Annotated in this window: 13 protein-coding genes; 4 read left to right on the top strand and 9 right to left on the bottom strand. The window is 43.9% G+C overall.

Features of this window, described 5'->3' with window-relative positions:
- Positions 1-142: 142 nt before the first annotated feature.
- The 4 genes from CWC28_RS18585 to arfA form a co-directional block, all read right to left on the bottom strand.
- Positions 143-2776 carry a glycosyl hydrolase family 18 protein gene (locus tag CWC28_RS18585; protein WP_138625601.1) on the bottom strand — a complete coding sequence of 878 codons (2634 nt, stop codon included), beginning with the start codon at positions 2774-2776 and terminating at the stop codon, positions 143-145.
- A 65-nt stretch (positions 2777-2841) separates the two neighbouring features.
- Positions 2842-4449: a lytic polysaccharide monooxygenase gene (locus tag CWC28_RS18580; RefSeq protein ID WP_138625600.1), complete on the bottom strand. Its 1608-nt coding sequence runs from the start codon at positions 4447-4449 to the stop codon at positions 2842-2844.
- Positions 4450-4501: 52 nt separating this feature from the next.
- Positions 4502-7666 (bottom strand): glycosyl hydrolase family 18 protein, encoded by a 3165-nt coding sequence (locus CWC28_RS18575; protein ID WP_138625599.1) that lies wholly within the window; start codon positions 7664-7666, stop codon positions 4502-4504.
- Positions 7667-8130: 464 nt separating this feature from the next.
- Positions 8131-8322: an alternative ribosome rescue factor ArfA gene (arfA, locus tag CWC28_RS18570; RefSeq protein WP_054563243.1), complete on the bottom strand. Its 192-nt coding sequence runs from the start codon at positions 8320-8322 to the stop codon at positions 8131-8133.
- A 234-nt stretch (positions 8323-8556) separates the two neighbouring features.
- Here arfA and CWC28_RS18565 point away from each other — a divergent pair, with 234 nt between their 5' ends.
- Entirely contained in the window at positions 8557-10428 is a 1872-nt protein-coding gene (locus tag CWC28_RS18565; protein WP_138625598.1) for a monovalent cation:proton antiporter-2 (CPA2) family protein, read from the top strand.
- A gap of 1236 nt (positions 10429-11664) precedes the next feature.
- Here the strand turns inward: CWC28_RS18565 and CWC28_RS18560 are convergent.
- The 3 genes from CWC28_RS18560 to CWC28_RS18550 all read right to left on the bottom strand — a co-directional run bounded on the left by CWC28_RS18560 (position 11665) and on the right by CWC28_RS18550 (position 16232).
- A complete protein-coding gene (locus CWC28_RS18560; protein WP_138625597.1) occupies positions 11665-14208 on the bottom strand; it encodes a TonB-dependent receptor plug domain-containing protein in 2544 nt (847 codons plus the stop codon).
- A gap of 315 nt (positions 14209-14523) precedes the next feature.
- Positions 14524-15174 (bottom strand): UPF0149 family protein, encoded by a 651-nt coding sequence (locus tag CWC28_RS18555; RefSeq protein ID WP_138625596.1) that lies wholly within the window; start codon positions 15172-15174, stop codon positions 14524-14526.
- 83 nt (positions 15175-15257) lie between these two features.
- On the bottom strand, positions 15258-16232 hold the full coding sequence (locus tag CWC28_RS18550) for a sensor histidine kinase (protein ID WP_105173741.1): 975 nt from the start codon (positions 16230-16232) through the stop codon (positions 15258-15260).
- Between the two features lie 80 nt (positions 16233-16312).
- Here CWC28_RS18550 and nosR point away from each other — a divergent pair, with 80 nt between their 5' ends.
- Together nosR and hemH are read left to right on the top strand one after the other, a co-directional pair.
- Positions 16313-17620 (top strand): response regulator c-di-GMP phosphodiesterase, NosR family, encoded by a 1308-nt coding sequence (nosR, locus tag CWC28_RS18545; protein WP_138625595.1) that lies wholly within the window; start codon positions 16313-16315, stop codon positions 17618-17620.
- Between the two features lie 78 nt (positions 17621-17698).
- Positions 17699-18721 (top strand): ferrochelatase, encoded by a 1023-nt coding sequence (hemH, locus tag CWC28_RS18540; protein WP_063704003.1) that lies wholly within the window; start codon positions 17699-17701, stop codon positions 18719-18721.
- Positions 18722-18765: 44 nt separating this feature from the next.
- Here the strand turns inward: hemH and CWC28_RS18535 are convergent, their stop codons facing one another.
- Both CWC28_RS18535 and CWC28_RS18530 read right to left on the bottom strand, forming a co-directional pair.
- Complete coding sequence (locus CWC28_RS18535) at positions 18766-19914, bottom strand: benzoate/H(+) symporter BenE family transporter (RefSeq protein WP_105173743.1); 1149 nt, start codon at positions 19912-19914, stop codon at positions 18766-18768.
- Between the two features lie 142 nt (positions 19915-20056).
- The gene (locus CWC28_RS18530) at positions 20057-21004 is read right to left on the bottom strand and encodes an ATP-grasp domain-containing protein (RefSeq protein WP_138625594.1); all 948 of its coding nucleotides are present in this window, start codon (positions 21002-21004) and stop codon (positions 20057-20059) included.
- Positions 21005-21199: 195 nt separating this feature from the next.
- Here CWC28_RS18530 and CWC28_RS18525 point away from each other — a divergent pair, with 195 nt between their 5' ends.
- Positions 21200-21736, top strand: a complete 537-nt coding sequence (locus CWC28_RS18525) for a protease inhibitor BamI-like protein (protein WP_138625593.1) — start codon at positions 21200-21202, stop codon at positions 21734-21736.
- Positions 21737-22210: the final 474 nt, after the last annotated feature.

The raw sequence follows: 22210 nt of genomic DNA, 5'->3' as shown, positions 1-22210 counted from the left end.
CTTTCTAACTTTCCCCTTTCCCCTTTCCCCTTTCCCCTCGCTAACTTTACTCTTTCTAACTTCCCTCACAAAAAAGCAGCCATACGGCTGCTTTGAAGGGAAATCACATTTTAATGATGGGCATTAAATGTGGTTATTACACTTAAAGTGCTTTCCATACATCTGCGACACCTGGCTCGTCTCCTTGAGTCCACCATTTCGCTTCGTATTTATTACCTTGGTGAGTGACTTGGTCGCCACCGTTATAGATACCCGCAGCTTGCCATACAACATCACCATTACCGTCGGTTGGTTGTGAAGTTGCTTCCCATGGGCCGCCTAAATCAGGGCGCTCACCTTGTGTCCACCACTTAGCAGTGTATTCTACGCCATTATAAATCACCGTATCACCACCAACATAAGTCGCCGCTGCATCCCATGTGGTTTCACCATCTGGCGGAGTTGTTGTACCAGAATCTGTCACGGTGACATTAAAGCTCACTGCTGTAGCAGTTTGACCATCGCTTACCGAAACCGACACAACATAACTTGTATCTGCATCAACGCTGCCCGCTTGTAAACTCACATCAGCACCAGAGCCTACTAACGTTAAGCCTGCTGGCACTGTCCAGCTGTATGAAAGCGTATCGCCATCAGCATCAGATGCCGAAACAGCCACGTCCACACTCGCGTCTTCTGCCACTGTTTTATCAGTAATTGCCGCAACAACTGGTGCTTGGTTCTCGCCTGTCGTTGGTGCTACAACATTCACTGTAACGTTACGGCTTACACTTGCCTCGCCATCGCTCACACTCACAGCAACTGTGTATTGCGTATCAGCAGTCACTGATGGCGCAGTAATAACAAGGGTATTTGAATTTTCACCGCTTACTGTTAATGCGCTGTCAGCTGTCCAGTTAAAGCTTAGTGGATCGTTATCTGCGTCAGTTGCCGATGCAGTCACAGATACACTTTCGCCCGCATTAACAGATACGGAGCTTGATACAGATAGCACGGGCGCTCTATTGCTAGGCTCAGTGACTGTGCCGCCAAGTGCCTCGTGCATGGCATTAAGAATATCGCCATTATCAGCATCAATTTCCCATGCAAATAGGCCACCTAGGTTATATTGATTAACATAAGCACCTTTTGCCAAAACTGAACGACGGTTATCGTATGTAATTAATTTACCGTTGCTACGATTCCATACATAAGCAGCTTCGGCTTGTTCGTCATAACCTGTTTCAAACCCATTGATGCCATTTTCAGCAGCGCCCAACATGTAAGTTTTGATGCCTTTATAATCAATAACACCGTCTTCCCATACGCCTTGCGCTGTAGTGCCTTTAAGTTTGCCATTACCAGGGGCTGTCATTGGGTTATCAGCGATAGTCGCGTTTTCTGGATAAACCCCTTCCCAGCCACGGCCATACATAGCAGTACCCACCACGATTTTCTTCGATGGTACGTTTTGCGCGAGTAGAGTTTGCACTGCATTATCAGTTGTATAAGCAGGGCCTTTATATGGAACGCCTTCTTCATCAACACCTGTGCCATCACACTGACCAACACGGAAATGCGATGAACAATAAAGCGCAGCCTGATGGCCCGTTACATTGCTCCATGCACCATAATAGTCGTAGCTCATTAAGAAAATGTAATCCATATATTGCTGAGCTTGTGAGTAGTCGACATCTTCAATTTTGTCGTAACCTGCACCAATCGCTGATGTTAACTCATACTCACGACCGGTCTCTGCTTCAAGCTTATCAAGCATCGCGCGCAGCTCTTGCATTAACGCAACGTATGCTGGGCCGTCAGCAACTGGGTCGCCTAAGTTTGGATTAGCACCCTGACCACCGGGGTATTCCCAGTCAATATCAACACCGTCGTAGAACTTCCACGTTCTTAAAAACTCTTCCATTGATGCCACAAACGTGTCGCGGTTTGCTTTATCGGTAAAGTAAGCAAATGGGTCTGATAAAGTCCAACCACCCACTGATGGTAAGATTTTCAGATCAGGAAAACGCTGCTTTAACGCCATTAACTGCGAATACGTACCACGAATTGGGTCATTACTATCAACACCTGGTAGCGCTTTTTGAATCGCTGCCCATGGGTCGTGGATCACAACTTCAAAGTCTTGCGAGCCTGCACACGCCGTATTTAGCGCGTTTTTAGGACCGCCTGTTAATGAGTCATTAGGTCCACAAATTGGAATAAACCCATACAAGATATGACTTAGGTTTTGCGCTGGTATATTGGTTACGTCGAAATCGCGACCATAAATACCCCATTCAACAAAGTAGGCACCGGTTACAAGGCCATCTTTAGTGCCAATATCTTGGTTATTTGGATCATAATCCATCGGCAATGGCGCTAAGTGACCGCCATCTGTATCGGCAATAACAATTGGCTTACCTTCACTGCGCGCACAGGTGGTACCGCCTTCACATAGTTCTACATATAATGTGTGACGACCTGCTTTATCATACGGGAAGCTAATAACACCACTTTTAGTGCCTGCTGCCAGCGAGCCTTCATTAACCAACATATCATCGAAGTACACTTTATAGCTGTCGCCGCCATCACCACTCCATGCGTTCCATTCAATGCTGATAGTGACTTCATCAACGCGGTTCACCAAGCTCTTGTATGAGCCTGTACCTTCAAGATCAACCTCAACAAATGAGTACTCTTGTGGCTCCCAAATAATGGTTGGTGTTGAAGGTGCTGCATTCGCTGCACTTGCAAAGAGTGCAACACCAATGGCTGCGCTTAATTGTTTTATATTCATGATTCTCTCTTATCTGTTTTTATATAGCGTTACGCTGTTATTGATAAAGTTTGAACTACAAAACTTTAGATTTCTGTCCATACTTGGCTGGCACCCGGTACATCTCCTTGGGTCCACCACTGCGCTCGATAGCGCTGTCCTTGATAGGTTACTTCGTCGCCGCCTTGATAGGCTTTGCCGCTGTTCCACTCGATTGATGCACTGCCAGATTCAAGCTGCCATGCATCACTACTGTCTGGTTGTGCGCCTTGGTTCCACCATTTCGCGCTGTAAACGCCGCCGTTGAAACTCACTTTATCGCCCGTGTTGTATTGGCTTGTGCTATTCCAAGCAGGCACGCTCGGATCAACTGGATCAGGGTCGACCACAGTGCTATTAAGCACAGTCACGGTAAAACTTACTTGGCTTGTGAGCTCGCCATCTGACACCGATACACTTACGGTGTAGCTTGTATCAGCATCGACAGCGGGGGCGTTTAGCGTGATGTTGGCATCATTACCCGTAAAGCTCAGTGGTGCCGGTACATCCCAGCTATAAGTTAAGGTGCTTTGCTGATCATCAAAGGCGTGCAGGTGTATCGCGGTGCTGCTCTCTTCTTCAACTTGAAGGTCATCTGGTTGATGAATTATCGGCGCGGTATTGTCAGGAGCCGCTTGTATGCTTAGTGCAAAGCTGTAGTTTGCATTCGTTGTAAAGACCTGATTAATCAATAAATCAGACGCATCAAAGGCAATATCTCCGGTGCTATTTTGCACGCCAATATTAACTAAGTGCGCGTAATTAAGGTTTAACAGCGCCGCAAATTCAGCCTGCCAATTAGCTTGATTATCAGCTGTGATCTGCATTTGTTGAGTAAGTAACTCTTGGCCATTTTCATCAAATAACCGAGCTGACACACTACCACCAACCTCAGCGTCTTGTCCTTGACGAACAAAGTAGCTGATTGCTGTCCAATCGGTTGGCTCTGTTGGGGTCGCATCGCTAACGATATTGATATCGCTACAATTGTAGAAGCCTTCGCCACCGGCATCATCTCGTTGCCAACGCGTATATAATATGGCATCGCCACTGCGCCCATGTGGAATAGACACGCTCATTTCATAGAAACGGTCGTTGTTAGCATCAATGCTAAAATCAAGATTGCCGTACTCTTCAACAAGCTCTAGATCATCCCAAGTAAGCACTTGAGTCGCACTATCAAAGCCCGATTTTGTTAAGTAAAACTGCCAAAAACTCGGGTTATGCGGCGTACTTGCTAAAAAGCGCACTAAAATATCGCCATTTGCATTAGGAATAACCTCACTGCGTTGCCAATGCGCTGAAGGTAAATCCATACCGCGTTTTTCTGGGTCACCTGCGGCACATAATCGGCCATCAGGTACACTTTGTTTTACTGCCGCGAGGTCTGTGTAGTTAACCGTATTTGCAGAGTATTCAATGCCTTGCACAAACTGCACATGTCCTGCTTCAACAAACGCTGCGCGACAAGCAAGATTAGGGATCCCTGTGCCATCAGCAGGCCACCAGTACCCGCCATCAGCATTACAAAATGCTTGGCGTGCCTTTGGGCTTTCTAAGAATCCGTGGGCATTCACATGGCTTGATGCACAGGCAAGCAGCATGCTGGTTGCCACTGCCGATAAAGACAATGCCTTTGATTTCATTACTTTCATTGTTGTTCTCGCTGTAGAAATGCGGAGCAAAGTCCTTGCTCCGCTTAGTTGGTTAAAGCGTGCAACTCACCGTCCAGTCAGCAGATGTGCCTGGCTCTGTGCTCGTCCACCACTTTGCTTCGTAAATCACGTTGTTGTGATTCATTAGGTCGCCGCCAACAGCATGGCTTGGATTACCAGCCCAATCAGTTTGCGGCCAATTTGGATACACAGGGATGCTTGCTACATCAACACCATTACAGCTTCCCTCGCCACCCGTATCACCACCGGTGTCACCGCCAGTATCACCACTGCCAGCAGTGCCATCTGGTAGCATTGGGTATTCGTATTTGAAGGCGTAGGTTTTGCCATTTTTCTCAATCGTGAAGTTAGTTGGCCCCGTAATTGGCATGTAGTACATAACTTGTGCCTCAACGGTTTCACCTGTGTTAAATGACTTTTCGATACCGCCCCACTCATTCACTAAGGTGATTGAAAAACGATGGAACTCATTTTCAAAGCCGCCGATATTATCGCCAGCTGCATTCGAGCCATTCGCTTCAACAGCCATGCCGAGCTTTTCTTGTGCATTCCAATTTGATTTGAAAATTGCAGAGGTAGAAACAGGCACATCAAAGCTGATTTTCGCGCCGCTTAAGTCGATATCTGAGTTATTCGTGAATGCGAATGTAGGTGAAATTGGGTAGTTATCATCACCAATTGGGAAGTCTTTCACTGTAAAGCTTACGTCAACCGCTTCGCTTGGCAGGGTAAAATCGACATTGCCTTGATGAGTGTTGTAAGCCACACCACTTTGGTTAAATTTATCGTAAGCAAGTGTGGTTAAGCTTGAGCCCATGAAGTACTCACCTTTCGCTGAGTCATAATCATAGTCACCAGCAAGCTCCCAGAACATGATGCCACCAAGGCCATTGTTGATAACATAATCAACTTTGGTTGCCATTGATTGCTCATCTTCAATTGATAAGAATACCTTTTTCTCTGCATTCCAAAGCCATGGAGCAACTGCTACATCATCGTAAAAACGTGTATAAGTACCTGTTAACACATCATCTGCATCGGTTTCTGGCGTTAGACCATAGATTTCAAGGTAAGAAGGGTTAATGCCGTTTTCGAGATTTTTCGCATGCCATAGTGGGTTCGAACCTGCTGGCATTTCTTCACCCACATCGTTCTTATCGTGCCATAAGTTATCTATGCCAAGTGCACCATTACCGCATTGGTTTTTCTCACCAACCCCAGTCCCTTTCGCACATTTTGATTGATCTGGCAGCGCTGCTTGGCCCCATAAACCATTAGTACCACCCGATACATCTTTAAAGCCACGGGTGTAATATGGAATACCAATATTGATTCGACCCGCAGAAACCGCGCCGCGGAAATAACGCACAGCCCAATCCGTATTTAAGTAACCAATTCCTTCAAACTCAGCGGTGGTATAAACGCCCCATTGCGCTAATTCAGAATCAAGACCGGTATCAAACAAGGCTGCGTTGTGGCCTACATGTGAATTCCATGCACCATGTAAGTCATAAGACATAATGTTAACGTAATCGAGATACTTCACGCTTTGGAATGTTTCCATACCACGTAATAAGTAACCTGAAGATGGCGAAGCAATCGTTAATAAGTAATGCTTACCAGCCTTTTCACCTGCAATATCAAGTTCTTCACGTAGTTTTTGCATCAATACACGATACGAGGCATTAAGACCTGCGCGACGTGCATTAGAGATAGGAAAATCATCAGGGTGGCCTGAGTCATTCATTGACGATGGGTATTCGTAATCAATATCGACACCATCAAAACCGTAGGTTTCAATAAATTCAACGGCGCTTTTCGCAAAAGCATCAATCCCCGCTTGGTTCACTGAGCCATCAGCATTGGTTGTCATCGTGTAGAAACCACCGCTGTTTACGCGAGTACCGTCTTCACCAAAATAACCACCGGTTTCAGCCCAGCCACCTACAGAGATTAAGGTTTTTACATCTGGGTGTTGTTTTTTGAATTTATTGAGTAAGTTAAAGTGACCTGTGTAACTAAAGCTTGGATCCATTTCAGCGCCTGTTACGCCCGGCCAAGTCATGTTTGTCGCGGGGTTGCCAGCGGCATTTGGATCACCAATCGAGACCTTGTTATTGCCATCAACATGCGCAAAGGCATAGTTAATATGGGTGATCTTGTCCCAAGGAATATCATTCACTAAATAGCTTGGCTGACCATTGGCACCATTTCGCCAACTCGTAAAATAACCAATAACTCGGCGAGGATGATCAGCGCCCATTTTCTCGCGGCCATTTGTATCATACACGCTACAGTATGGGGTACTCACACCCGGTGTTTGGTATAAGCCTTGCGGTTTACAATCGCTACCAGGTTCTGTTGCTTCAACAACATTCACAACTTTGCTTTGCGTATCCGTCGCGCCTTCGTTATCGGTCACCGTTAAGGTAAATGAAAATTGCCCAAGTGCAGGTGCTTGCCACGTATAACTTGAAGAAGCTGCACTTGCTTGATGAACTTCAGTGCTGTTTTCAGTTAGCGATAACGCAGTTACTTGGCCATCGCTATCAGTGCCAGAAAGCGCAAATACCACACTGTCACCCACCGTTACTTGTGAGGGCAGTGAGCTAAATTCAATGCTTGCCACCGGCGCTTGGTTAACCGGCTCAACGTCATCAGACACACTCACTGAATGTGCAACCGCTGTTGAGGTTAGCCCTAAATCATCCGTTGCGACCGCGCTTATCACATGGCTGCCTTGGGTTGCTTGCCAGCTCGCTGAATAAGGTGCGCTTGTCACTACACTCAGCGATGTACCATCAACAAAAAACTCAACACTTGCCACGCTGCCATCAGGGTCAGCGGCGACAGCGCTAATGACAACGCTGTCACTAGTAGTAAATAAAGAACCCTCTGCGGGTGTTAAGCTGCTAATTTGAGGTGCTTGATTCTCATTGACAACGCTGTCACAAACACCCAATAAACGCCACTCTTGATCGACACCAGAAGTCTCCACAGGGTTGGTTTGCGTCCACCACTTCGCTTCATAAGCGCTACCTTGTGCCTGAACCTGATCACCACCAACATGAGTTTGCCCTTGTTGCCACACTTCTAAGTTGCTGCAATCAATCGCAGCCTGTGCTGTAAAGCCGTATAAACCTAGTGACAGCGCACTCAGTTTAAAGGCATTTTTTATTAATTTATGCGAGCTCATTCGCTCCCTCCGCCCAAAGTTTTAATAACATTTATTTTACAAATCCAACTTTAAAGTAACACAAAGCGCTATTACGTCAAGCTTGTATTTACCTATAAAGGGTAAAATAAACACACTTTTTGATGTTTGTTTCACTCAAAAACACTAAAAAAGAATTAATTATTTTTATCAAAAAGCAAAAACGAGAGTGATTCTACCGAGTAAAAATGAACATAAAATTAACAATATTTTAACCACGCAAAGCGCGGCGCTTCTGGTCTGTATAAAAAACAAGCAGCAATTGTATGAGGGTAGACGATAATAATTATCGTATCGATTATGGGTATATAACGAATAAATTAGTTTTCAGGTAAAAATTTCTATAAAAATTGAGTGAAAATTATTCTTAACACGAATTTTAGTCATAAAAAAAGCAAACACTCAGTGTTTGCTCTTCACAAAAATCCTATTTGATCACAACTTAATTAAGCAGCGATTAAATAGGACTCTCGTCCTGCATGTTTTGCCTTACGTTGATATGCACCTTTACCTTTTTTAGGCTTCTCTACTTTTGCTGTGAACAGCTTAGATGTCACCATTGCGGCGTACACATTATCGTTAATTACACCGCGACCAGTATCAACTTGGCCTTGTGTACGTTGTTTCTTTTTGCTCATTTTTTGCTCCTATTAAATGTGTTGCGAGTATATACCTAGCCTAGCGCTACGCAAGTATTTTTAAGGAAAAAACGATGATTTTTTACCCCTTATTTTGTCTTACTCGTTTTGACTAAACACCATGCCTTGTTGTCATTTTACTGACTAAATTCGTATTTTGATTGCATTCACTACCTAACTGCTGGCAAAACTAGCGAAAACAACCATAGTTAATTAAAAACAAACAGGATTACGATGACTGACTTTCTCTTAATCGCCTATATATTCCTCATTGCAGGCATTATCGCCGTGCCTATTGCCAGCAAATTTGGACTTGGCTCTGTGCTTGGCTACTTACTCGCAGGTATTGTTATTGGGCCGACACTGACATTTTTAAATGTTGATGTGATTGCCATCCAGCATTTTGCTGAGTTTGGTGTGGTAATGATGCTGTTTATTGTTGGCTTAGAACTTGAACCCAAAGCGCTTTGGTCAATGCGAAAACAGCTTATTGGCCTTGGTGGCGGACAGGTGATTTTATCAGCTGCCGCGTTTACTGGGATTGGTTTAGCATTTGGTCATGCTTGGCAATCCGCACTCACAATAGGCTTAATTTTATCGCTTTCATCGACTGCGATTGTACTGCAAACGCTTTCAGAGCGCGGGCTATTAAAATCAGATGGCGGCCAAGCCTCATTTAGCGTATTACTCACCCAAGATATAGCCGTTATTCCTATGCTTGCGTTTATTCCCTTGCTTGCTTTACCTGAATTAGCACCCGCCATTGCAGATACAGCCCATGCAAGCGAAGACGGTCATGGTGGTTTGAGTTTGGTAGCAAACCTTGAGAGCTGGCAAGCAGCGCTGGTTACTTTAGGTATGATTGCGCTCGTCGTTTTTGGCGGTAACTACTTAACCGCCCCCATTTTTAGATTTGTCGCACAAGCACGGCTTCGTGAGCTCTTCACCGCAACTGCTTTATTCTTCGTGATTGGCATCGCTCTAATGATGTCATTAGTTGGCTTATCACCCGCGCTTGGCACCTTTTTAGCGGGTGTTGTGCTTGCAAATTCACCATACAAACATGAGCTCGAAAGTAATATCGATCCCTTCAAAGGACTATTACTAGGATTATTCTTTATCACCGTTGGCGCGAGTATCAACTTTCAATTACTCGCAGATAACCTTGCTACCATCGTGCTATTAACCGGCGCACTGATTGTAACTAAAACAGTTGTGTTATTAATTTTAGGTCGTATTTTTGGCCTTAGAGGCGCCTCACTCTGGTTGCTAGCACTGGGGCTGGCACAAGCTGGTGAGTTTGGTTTTGTACTACTTGCTTACAGTGTGTCTAATAATGTTTTAGCCGCTGCCGTTGCCGACCAACTATTACTGGTTGTGACCTTATCAATGCTGCTTTCGCCGGGGCTATTTATTCTCTATCAACGTGTGATAGCACCACGCTTTATTTGTGAGCAAGCCAAACGAGATGAAGAAGAGTTCCCTGATGATAGCCATGTGATCATCGCAGGCTCAGGCAGAATGGGTGGACTGGTTGACCGAATTTTACAAGCTGGCGGCTATAAAACCACCGTGATTGATTACAACTACAAGCAACTAGAAGCCCTTGAGCGTGTTGGTATTCGTAACTTTTTTGGTGATGCCACTCGACCAGATCTACTCAGTGCTGCAGGCATTGAAGATGCAAAATTGCTGGTTGTTGCGCTTGATGATGCCGAACAAATCACTAAATTAGTTCGTTATGCGATGCAAAATTACCCGCATTTACATGTGGTTGCCCGCGCTGTAGACCGCCATCATGTATACGATTTATGGGCTTACGGATGTCGAGATATTATTCGCGAAACTTACGACAGCACCATGCGTATGGGCCGTTCAGCCTTTGAAGCACTAGGTATTGAGCGAGAAAAAGCCCAAGAGATGGTCGATATTTTCAGTGAGTTTGATAAAGAAATGCTACGAGAAGCTGCCGATGTCTACGAAATCGGCGTGCCATTCGAAGAAAACCATGCCTATATCGAACGTATCACCAAATTATTCGATGAAAAAGAACCCGAAATAAAACAACAAATGCGCGAGATATGCGAGCGGGTTAAAAGGGACTAGGGGCGAGATCCGAGGTTCGAGGTTCGAGGTTCGAGGTTCGAGGTTCGAGGTTCGAGGTTCGAGGTTCGAGAATAAACGCGATATAAAATCGCTGCAACAAATTTGATGCGTTCGTAGGAATGGCTTCAGCCATGAACTCTCAAACACCACACAAATATAAGACTACTCGACGTAGGCGTGAAACTTGTTTCGCGCGCCATGCAAACATAACGCCTACGTAGCTAGGTTCGAGAGAAACGCGATATAAAATCGCTGCTACAAATTTGATGTCGTTTGTAGGAATGGCTTTAGCCATGAACTCTCAAACACCACACCTATGTAAAACGATTAGACGTAGGCGTGAAATTTATTTCGCGCGCCATGCAAGCATAACGCCTACGTAGCTAGCTGCAAGGTGTGAGAGAAACGCGATATAAAATCGCTCTACAGACTCGTTTCTCGTAACTTACCGAAATATAAAGGTATCAAATAATGTAATAAGGAGTTTTACAGTATGGAAACGCTCAATAAAAAGGAGAAGCTATTAACCATTTTGTTCGGATTGGCAGCAATTTTTAATTTAACTCTCGGTATATATTTTCTTAAATCACAAAGTCTAGACTGGATAGAATTCATTAGTTGCTTAGCAATTTCACTTTTGCTTTTAACATGTAGTTTGAATCCAAAGTTATTCTTTAAGCCGCTAAAAAACATATTTTCAACACGCTTCACTTTAGAGCCAATAATTAATTCAACTATCTATTTCACAATTATAGTTGCAGGTTGGATTTTGTTATTTGGAAGCATTCTACTAGACAGATTTTGGAGTGTTTAAATGAAGGTGGATATCCTAATACAAGATGCGAGGTGCGAGATACGAGATACGAGATACGAGATACGAGAGTAAACGCGATATAAATTTGATGCGTTTGTAGGAATGGCTTCAGCCATGAGCTCTCAAATACCACATAAATGTAAAACGATTAGACGTAGGCGTGAAACTTGTTTCGCGCGCCATGCAAGCATAACGCCTACATGGCTAGGTTCGAGAGAAACGCGATATAAAATCGCTGCTACAGACTCGTGTCTCGTATCTCGAAACTCGCTAACTTTCCCCTTTACTCTCGCTAACTTTCCCCTTGCAACTTTCTAATTAAAGACAGCTGTCATTAATTAGAGCGACAAATGTCGGATACTACAATTAAGCAAAAAAATAGCGCCGTTAGGCGCTATTTAAGTTTCATATCAACTTAGGAATTAAAAACTAAAACTTAGTTTTGCGTAGTAGGTCATACCATCAAAACCATAAGGTAGCGCACGAACAGGGTATTTGAATGCTTTATTCGTAATAAAATCAAGCGCTTCATCTTCGCCTAGCTCGTCTGGCGTTACATCAAAGATATTATCAATACCCGCCGATAGCATGAGTTCGTCAGTTAGCTGATAGCCCACGTTAACATCCACTAATACTGCTGACTCTACCGTGCTTGTGTCTTTAAACTCACCGGTAGGTGATAACTCATCAGGCAAACCAATGTGGTCATTACCAAAGTACTTAACGTCTGTTTCACCATAGTAGTTAAAGCGTAGCATGCTGTTGAAATCGCCACGATCGTATTCAAACGTTAGTGTTGCACGCTCACCTGGTTGACCGTCTGTTAAGAAACTACGCTGTAAATCATCAAGGGCGATAGACTCAGGAATCCCCTCAGGTGCATTTACATCATCAATTTCAGTTTCGTTAATGTTACCCGCAAAGGTTGCTGAGAAATTACCGTCGTACAAATCAGTACGGTACGAAGCAATAATATCAACCCCTTTGGTGGTTGAATCAACTGAGTTTGAGAAGTAGTTAGCTTGCTGTGCCCCTGTTGCATTAAGCGCGGCCACGGCCTCGGCACTAAACGAAACATCGTCCGCCGACATTAAGCTGCCAAGGGTAATTCTGTCTTTAATAGCAACATGGTAAAAATCAACGGTTAGCGATAAATCGCTGGTTACGTTGTAAACAAAGCCTGCACTTAAGTTTTCCGAGCTTTCAAGGCCAAGGCTATCAACGCCAAGTGCTGACGGAAAATCAGAGCCCGCTGTTGCTGTGAATGATTGCAATAACACGCCACCAGCACCTAAGTTGGTGGTGTAAGCTGTATAGGCACTTTGTTGCAAAGATGGTGCTCTAAAGCCAGAAGAAATTGCACCACGCACGGCAAAGTCATCGGTAACTTCATAGCGTGTTGCTAGCTTACCAATGATGTCATCACCTGCATCAGAAAAGTCTTCATAACGAAGTGCTGTGCTTACTTGCCATGCGTCCGTGATCAGCGTTTCGGCATTTACATAAAATGCATAGCTATGGCGACTCTCTTTGTTTGACGCTTCAGGGCGTAAACCGTTATAAGCTTGGAAACCACACTCAGCGAATACGCTGCTGTCGTTTACCGCAGGGTATGAGCTATCTGAATTAGCTAAACCACACGCATAAGAGGCTTCTTCGCCCGGCACGATTTCATAATTTTCTTTACGGTATTCAGCCCCCACAGATACGTATAATGGTTCGCTGCGACCAATATCAATAATACCATTAAGGTCTGCATTAACAGTTGTTTGATCAAATCTAAAGCCACCTGAGTATCCCCCTGTAGGGCCTGCATTAGCAGCAATATCAGCATCGCTTGCATCTGGGTTGTTCGCTACATATTCAGCAGCATAAGACGCATTTAGGGTGTTTTTTGACGTAAAGTCATAGCTGTTTTCACCATATACGGCAGATACGTCATAGCTCCAATCTGGAGTTAACTCTCCGCGCAAACCAAGTAAAAACGAAATATCTTCGGCTTCGTTATCGATACGAGGTAAAAAGCCATCGCCATACACTTGCACCACGTTCTTCGCTGCTTGGTCAAAGTTACGGTAAAAACCATTACCTAGCGCAGTACGGTTTGAGTATCCGCCAAATGAGTAAAGTTCGGTCTCACCAAATGGTAACGCCATGTTATAGAACACAGAGGTAAATTCGCTATCAGCATTACCCTGTCCCCAACGAACTTCGTCAGAGAGCGTACCAGCGGGTACATCAACTGAGCCACCAGTATCACGTTGTGCGCGGTTGGTGCCATCAGCATCACGGTATTCTAAAGAAAAGTTAATGAAGCCGCCTTCATCACCTAAATCAAAGCCACGGTTTAAACCCATTGAAATAGTGTCACCATCGCCTTCACCTGTGCTACCTGCTTGCACATAGCCCGTTGTAACACCGGTTGAATCGTTTAACGATAAGTTGATAACACCGGCTATCGCATCAGAACCATATTGCGCAGCAGCACCATCACGAAGTACTTCAACGCCTTTTAAAGCGGTAAGCGGAATCGCGTTCATATCGGTACCTGCAGCACCAGCACCAACAGTACCATTTAAGCCAAAAATAGATTGGTTATGACGGCGTTTACCATTAATAAGCACTAATGTTTGGTCTGGCTGTAAACCACGAAGAGTCGCAGGTCTAAATAAGTCAGAGCCATCTGACACTTGCGTACGAGAAAAGTTAAATGAAGGAGCCGTCGCTTGCAGACTTTGGCCCAGTTCAGTGAAACCACCTTTGTTTAAGTCGTCAGCATCAATCAAATCAACCGGCGATGTTGATTCGGTAGCCGTACGATTGGCAACTCGTGAGCCTAATACTGAGATTTGTTCGATGTTTTTATCTGCTTTCGCAGCAGATGCTTGCTCTGCTGCCTGCACTGAAGTCGCAGAAACAGCCACACTAACCGCAACGGCCAGCATACTTAAAGAATGTGTTGTCATGTGTATCCTGTTGATATTCAGGCTTTCCTTAAAACAAAAAGACGCCCCTTTTGGAGAAATTAAGAAAAGCACTAAGCACGTGTTGTTGATTTTAGAAATCACGATTTTGAAAGCTAACTCAAGCCTGCGAGTTAACTCTTGCAAAACATCCTATCAACAAATACACAAAATGAAAGAAAAATCAGGTACGACTTAGGTATAAATTTTTCCATTTATAGTATTAATGGAATTTTTACGGTTGGAATTATTCGTTTTTCAATAGAAATAAGAAAAATAATGCAACTATCAGCTTATCTCTACTGAGAAGGGAAATGTTTACTGATCTTGCTCAAGCATCGCCAGCTTTTCATCTTCAAGCATTAACGCCATAGTGGCAATCTCAGATAAGCTCTCGTCTAGCGCATTAAAGAAGGTGACAAACCCTTCGCCTAGTTTTTCTGGTTCAGGATGATTTGCCAGCGCCTGATCCCACATTGCAAACGTGGTTAGTAAATCGAGTGTTGCTTCAAAATTATCAATAAACAACTGACCATCTTCGCTTTCGTTTTCTTGCTGATCATCAGCCTTGAGTAAAAATTGTAAATCGCTGTGCCAAATATCTTGGTTCACGATATACGCCGCAATGTAACCGCTACAAAAGTCTTGCAATGCTTGACTTGGCTCATTGCTGTTCACTTCATTTGGGTATAATTCGGCTAAGATTTTCTTTTGTTCAACTTGTGCTTCGGTTACGTTATCGAGCAGTTCAATCATTGCATTGCGCGGCTCTGATTCAGTCATTAAGGTGTTGAATACCGCTTCATCATTATCGGCTATATAATTTGCTAACTCTGACTCACCAAAAAACTCTGAGCAGGCTAACAAACCAGACATATAGCCAATCACTTGATCTAAACTAACTTGATTAGTTTCGCTTTGACTAGCGAGGTAATTTTTAAATACATCCGAACTTTGTTGGTTAAGCATATTGAGCCTTTACATGTTGTTTTGGTAAGGGTGTATTTCCTACACTAGCGAATTCACAAATTTTTGCAACAACTGAAATGCTGTCAGCTAGTTACAGTTTTTCTGACCTGACTTTGTACCGGGAACACGCAGCTAATTCGTGTGCCCATTCCTTCTGTACTTTGAATATCAATCCGACCTTGGTGCTCATGCACTATGGCATACACCATGGTCATGCCCATACCGGTGCCTTCTCCCACGGGTTTAGTGGTGTAAAAGGGATCGTATATTTTTGCAATGGTTTCTTCTGACATACCGGCGCCATTGTCTTCAACATCGATATAAATATGCTGTTCAAGCTCATACACAGCAACGGATATTTCAGCTTTTGCGCTTAAATTATCACAAGCTTGTTTGGCATTAATTAAGATATTAACGATTACTTGGCTTATGGCGGGTAAGTTACACCAACTTTGTGATATCGGGCTGTATTGGGTATGTAAATGGCAATTACGAAGTTGATTGGCAAGTAGTTTAACGGCGCTTTTTACTGCCTCGGTCATATCGGCAAATTGCTTGTCGTGACTTTTAGGCCGCGAAAAATCCAGTAAATTAGCCACAATTTTGCTTATCCTTTGCAGCCCTTGCGACGTGTCGCTTATTAATTCAGGTAAATCATCAGCCACAAAGCGAAACGAGTGCACTTTATTAAGCTCTGTTAGCTGCCTACAAAACGCAGCCTTATCGGTATCACTACAGGCAAATTCATCACATACAGCAAGTAATTCGCTAAAGTAATTACAGTAGGTTTTTAAACAATCCACATTACTGATGCTATAAGCAAGCGGGTTATTTATTTCATGGGCAACCCCAGCGCAAAGTGTGCCTAACGTGGCCATTTTTTCGGCTTGAATGAACATAGCTTGATGATGCTCTAAGTCAGCAATTTTTTGTTCAAGCTCACTGTTTAATGCCACTAGAATACGGCTTTTATCAGCGAGCAATTGTTCAGCTTCTTCTCTGGCCGCTTTTTCTAACAAATAGGCTTGCTTAAAGTCATCCATTTTCGTCTCAAACATTGTTTGTCTCTTTTAAAACCTAGCACAAGGCTTGATTTAAGGCTATGTTATTGATTAACGATGATTCACTCTAAAACGGTATGGCAGAACAAGTTAGCAAACAACATATTCAGGTTTTATGCATCGATGATGACGAAATCGTGCTGCGCACATTGTTACGCTTATTAGCAGCGAACAACATCACGGCAAAAGCCTGCTCAGATCCACTCGAAGGGCTAAAAGTTTTGGCCACTTTTAGCTTCGATGTGATCATTTGCGACATGCGAATGCCAAACATGGATGGCGCCGACTTCTTTGCGCAAGCACTTAATATTGACCCAGAACCACACCGAATTTTGCTAACCGGTTACTCAGATATCGACAACACCATTGCAGCGGTCAATAAAGGTAAAATTCATGCCTATATTCAAAAGCCTTGGCAGAACGAGTTGCTGCTGCGCAACATTAGTGATGGCATAGAAAAAACCTCATTAAAGCGCCAAAACAAGCAGTTAGAGCAAAAAATAAAAGCGCAAAACAGCCAGTTAAAAGAGCTAAACAACAACCTTGAGCAAATGGTAGAAAAGCGCACTCTACAAATTCGAAAAGTGCTCAAACAACTTGAAGAAGTCAACGAGCGTGAAAAACACGAACACCGTGCCACGTTCGAAATTTTATATAACTTTATTAATGCCAACCCTTACCTGGATGGTATGCAAGCGCAAAACATCGCCGCAACCAGCAAGCAGATTGCAGAACAACTTGGCTTAGACAAACAACATATCGATATGGCTGAAATGGCAGGTTACCTTGCACAAATTGGCTTGCTCGCCATGGAGCCTGAGCTGTATAAAAAACCAACCAGGGAACTCACAGAAAATCAAAAAAAGATTTTTTACACCCACCCAAGTACCGCTCAGCTGATGCTCATGCCAGCGACCCATTTACATGATGTCTCTGAAGCTATTTATTACCAGTTTGAACACTACAATGGCTCAGGCACGCCGAAGGGCTTAAAGGGCAAAGAAATACCAATTACGGCGATGATTTTAGCGGTAGCCCGCGATTTCTGGCAGGCAATTGCGCACATCACAGTGCAAGATAACAGCCGTTACGAAAGCGCACTTGATCAGTTACGGCTATACAGCGGCACTCACTATCACCCAAAAATTTTAGAAGTATTAGATAGCATTAAAATAAGCTGTGCCAGCGATCAAAAAGTCGGCACCATGAAAATTATCTCGGCTCAAGATCTTAAAAACGGCATGGTACTTGGGCACGCACTAAGAAGCTACGACGGTATTTTGCTATTACCAAAAGGCCATGTGTTTGGCGCAAAATCAATTGCAAAACTGCAGCAACTTGAAGCAAGAAAACCGAATCCTTTCAGGATCATGATCAAAAATTAGCGAATAAAGTGATCACATAATCAGCTTACTTCGTTACAATGTGATTTATATTACGATTACTTCATATAGGAGCACTCAGTGTCGCGATTTTCCGCCATTACCGATAAGCCTCATGACGGCCGATTCAACAAAAAAACGGGCATTTTACTGACTAACTTAGGGAGCCCAGACGCCCCTACTACCGCGGCACTTAGAACTTATTTACGCGAGTTTTTATCAGACCCTCGAATTGTCGAGATCCCACGTTTTATTTGGATGATCATCCTTTATTGCTTTGTACTTACGTTACGCCCAAAACGCTCAGCAGCACTTTATAAAAGCATCTGGACTGAAAACGGCTCTCCACTTACGCATATTACCCGAGAGCAAAGCAAAAAATTGGCAGCCCTTCTAAAAGACAAAGGACACCATGACACTGAAGTGGTTATGGCCATGCGCTACGGTAATCCTTCGATTGAAGCAGGCCTTGAAGAGCTGCGCGAAAAAGGCATCACTCGCGTGATTGTGCTGCCAATGTACCCGCAATATTCAAGCACCACGATTGGTTCAACGTTCGATGCGGTATCGAATGTTCTTCGTAAGTGGCGCTGGGTGCCAGAGCTGCACTTTATTAATGGCTATCACGACAACCCGACATACATTGATGCCCTAGCTGCTAGCATTAGCGAAGATCTAAATGCCCATGGCATGCCGCAAAAGTTGGTGTTTTCGTACCATGGTACACCCAAATTGTTTTTAGATAACGGCGATCCATACTATTGTTTTTGTATGCAAACCACCCGTTTAGTGGCAGAGAAACTTGGCTTTGAGAAAGACTTTGCTGTAACAACCTTCCAAAGCCGTTTTGGTAAAGCTGAATGGTTGAAGCCATACACAGATGCGACCCTTGAAAGCTACCCTGCTGAAGGAATTAAAGACGTTGCAATTCTAAGCCCTGCATTTAGTGCCGACTGTTTAGAAACGTTAGAAGAACTCGAAGGCGAAAACCGCGAAAACTTTGAACATGCTGGCGGTGAAAAGTACCGTTACATTCCTGCATTGAATACCCGCGATGACCATATCAATGCGATGTTTGAAGTGATAAAACCATTACTTAAATAACGAAAGGCCCTAGTTAGGGCCTTTTTTAATATTGAAGCGTGTCATTAATCCTTACGTGTCATAACCAAAGTCACCGTGCCAGCAACAATCCCCCAAAACGCAGAACCGACCGAGAATAAGGTTAGGTTAGAGGCTGTGACCAAAAAGGTCACGATCGCAGCTTCGGTATAATACGCCTCAGTTAATGCTTGTTGTAAGCTACTCGCAATGGTGGCGAAGAGTGCAATGCCTGCCAACGCCAAAATCAATGCCTGTGGCAAACTTGCAACCAAGCCAACTAGCGTTGCCGCGAGGAGTGCCATAATAATGTAAAACACGCCACCAGCAATGCTTGCCCAATAACGTTTGTTTGGATCTTTATCAGCCTCAGGGCTCATACAAATGGCAGCGGTGATAGCCGCTAGGTTAATGGCATAGCCACCAAAAGGCGCAATAAACACATTTAGTAGCCCGGTTACATTTAGCGCTGCAGACACCGGAGCTTTGTAGTGATGCGCTTTTAAAACAGCAATACCCGGTAAGTTTTGCGACGTCATGGTCACAATAAACAGCGGCAAACCAACACTTATCATGGCGTTTAAGTCAAACTCAGGCGCAATGTAAGCAAACTCGCTCATTTTCCACTGCCAGCTAGAGGTATCAATCTGCCCAGTCACACCAGCCATTAAAAAGCCCGCAACAACCACTGCAAGCATAGCAAAGCGAGGAAAATAGCGCTTTCCACATAAATAAACAGCCACCATTAAACCAATGACTAAAGGTAGCTCATTCATAAAGTTGAACACATCAATACCAAAATTCACCAGCACGCCTGCAAGCATGGCACAAGCCAATTGGCTTGGGATCTTGTTCATCATTTTTTCGAACACGCCGGTAATACCAGACAAAAACACCAGCGCCGCAGAGAACATAAAGGCGCCAACAGCTTGGTTTAAGCTATACCCTTGGGCACTTGAAATAAGCAGTGCCGCTCCAGTTGTTGACCACGCGATAAGAATGGGAACTTTGTAATAATAAGACAACGCAATTGAGCTAACGCCCATCGCAAGACCAAGCATTAACACCCAGCTGGCAACTAAATCAGGTGTGCCACCTAACACCATAACAACCTGATAAATAAGCGCGATTGAACTAGTAAAGCCAATAATAACGGCCACTAACCCCGCAGTTGCTCGACTGATGAGCTGACTCATGTACACACACTCCTTGGCAATTAAAAATCTACCATATCCTATGACTTGCCAGATGGCACTGTACACTTTTGTAGTATTTTAAGATTTATTTACAATACAGATGACACAAAAAAGGCGTGTTATAAACACGCCTTTGTAAAGTTTAAACAGCCTCTAAACAAGGCTCCTCGGCCACTTCTGACTTATCAAAAATGCCTAAACGAATGCGAATGAAGTGTAAAATTTCTTTAGCGACATCAATACCCAACGCATCTTCTAAGCCTTCAAAGCCTGGGCTTGAGTTTGCTTCACAAATTTTAAAGTGCTGCTCATCAAACAATAAATCAATGCCAGCCACATCAAGGTTAAGTACGTTTGCAGTTTGGGTTGCAAGCCATTCGATTTCTGGCGTGATAGGAAATGACTTACCTGTGCCACCTGCACTGACGTTGGCTTTAAAGTTTTTACCCTGTGAGTTACGCTCCATACATGCAACAGCACGGCCACCGATAGTAAGTACTCGCAAATCACGTCCATGACTCGACTTAACAAACTGCTGTAAAATGATGTTTGCTTGTGGGTTTGCCGCCTCTATCAGCTGCATTAAGTCATCAAACTCTTCTTTTGATTTTGATAAGAACACGCCACTGCCCTGCGAGCCCGATAACGTTTTAATAACCACAGGAAAGCCAATCTGCTTTTCAACCAAATCAATATTCACCGGAAACTTAACCAACATGGTATTCGGCGTTGGTAAATTACATTCAGCTAGAATTTGCTGTGCAAACAGTTTGTCTTTCACTGTTTCGATTGATTGCGAGCTATTAACACAGTAAACGCCTAAACGCTCAAGGTGGCGAATAATCGCCAGCGCAAAATAGGTTGTACTTGCACCCATGCGAGGAATAACAAAGTCTGGTAGCTCAACAGATTGGCCATCAATTAAAATACTTTTACCGTCTTCACGGGTAATAGTGAGATCAAATTGATCAGGCGAATAAACTTGTAAATCTATGCCCTCTTCTTTGGCTGCAGCAAGTAAGCGCTCAACTTCATAGGTTTCTTGCTTTAACAAGCCTTGGCTATCTTTATAAATGATCCACCCGCGCATAGTCGGTACCTCTAATCTTGGAGTTTCGGTGACAAAAAAACGCGGATTATGCTCAGCATTCAGAGCTGAGTAAAACAAATTAATTTTATCGTGACGATGACAAAAACCACTGCTTAGAGATTAACTATTGACCGAGTTGTTAACTTGAGGTAAAAACTAACAATGAGTTAACATAAAACCCCGTAAGAGAAACATGTGAACAGGACGCTTGCATTAATCTTCATTCTGCCACTTACAGCATTTGCACTGAATGAATGGCACATTCAAAGTGATGGTTTTAAAACAAAACCCAGCACACAGCAGTTTGTTGCCTCTTACAAAGCAGAAGCCGACCAAATAGCCCCACAACCCATTGTGAACTTAACTGCGCCGCTTAATCAGTTATCTAACCGCGCCCACGATTATCTATATAAACAAGGTCGATTGCCTGACCAATTAGCAAACACCGCATTCAGCGAATTTGATTTAGACACCCTAAAAACCCTACAACCCGGCGATCACTTTATTTTAGTGATCGATGAATACCTCAGTTACACCGTCGAAATTAGTAACATTATCGAAGCCAGCAATGGCGATAGAAGTGTATTTGGCAAGGTCAATGATCAAACTAAAACAGGCCATCAGGCCGTGATGACCCTCACAGAAAACACCCTACAAGGCCAATTTGACGCCGGTAATCAAAGCTACAAGTTTCAAAGCCATGGTGAGTACGGGTGGGTAACGAAGTTGTAGGTGAGGAGGTACGAGTTGCTAGCTACGAGTTGCTAGTTTCAAGGGGAAAGGGGAAAGTTAGCGAGTTTCGAGATACGAGGAACGAGATACGAGATACGAGGAACGAGATACGAGATACGAGGAACGAGTTTCGAGTCTGTAGCAGCGATTTTACATCGCGTCCTAGCGCCTAGAACCTAATGTGTTAATTCGTAGGCGTGAAACTTGTTTCGCGCGTCTGAAAGCTGAAGGCTGACCGCTCTGATTTATATTTGATTCGGCACTAAAGTACCTCCTACAATTGAAATCAAACTCGTAGTCCTAGCGCCTGAATCCTAGCACCCATTGTTTCCCCTGTAGGACTGGCTTTAGCCGGGAATGGTTTGAGTAAGTGACGAGGAACGAGTTCGAGTCTATAGCAGCGATTTTACATCGCGTCCTAGCGCCTAGAACCTAGTGCCTAGCGCCTTTCCCCTTTCCCCTAGCAACTTTCCC

Origin of the sequence: Pseudoalteromonas sp. S4492, assembly GCF_005886115.1 — a bacterium.
GTDB classification, from domain to species: domain Bacteria; phylum Pseudomonadota; class Gammaproteobacteria; order Enterobacterales; family Alteromonadaceae; genus Pseudoalteromonas; species Pseudoalteromonas gelatinilytica.
The sequence above is the reverse complement of the archived record's forward strand: the minus strand, read 5'-3'. Positions and strand labels throughout refer to the sequence as shown.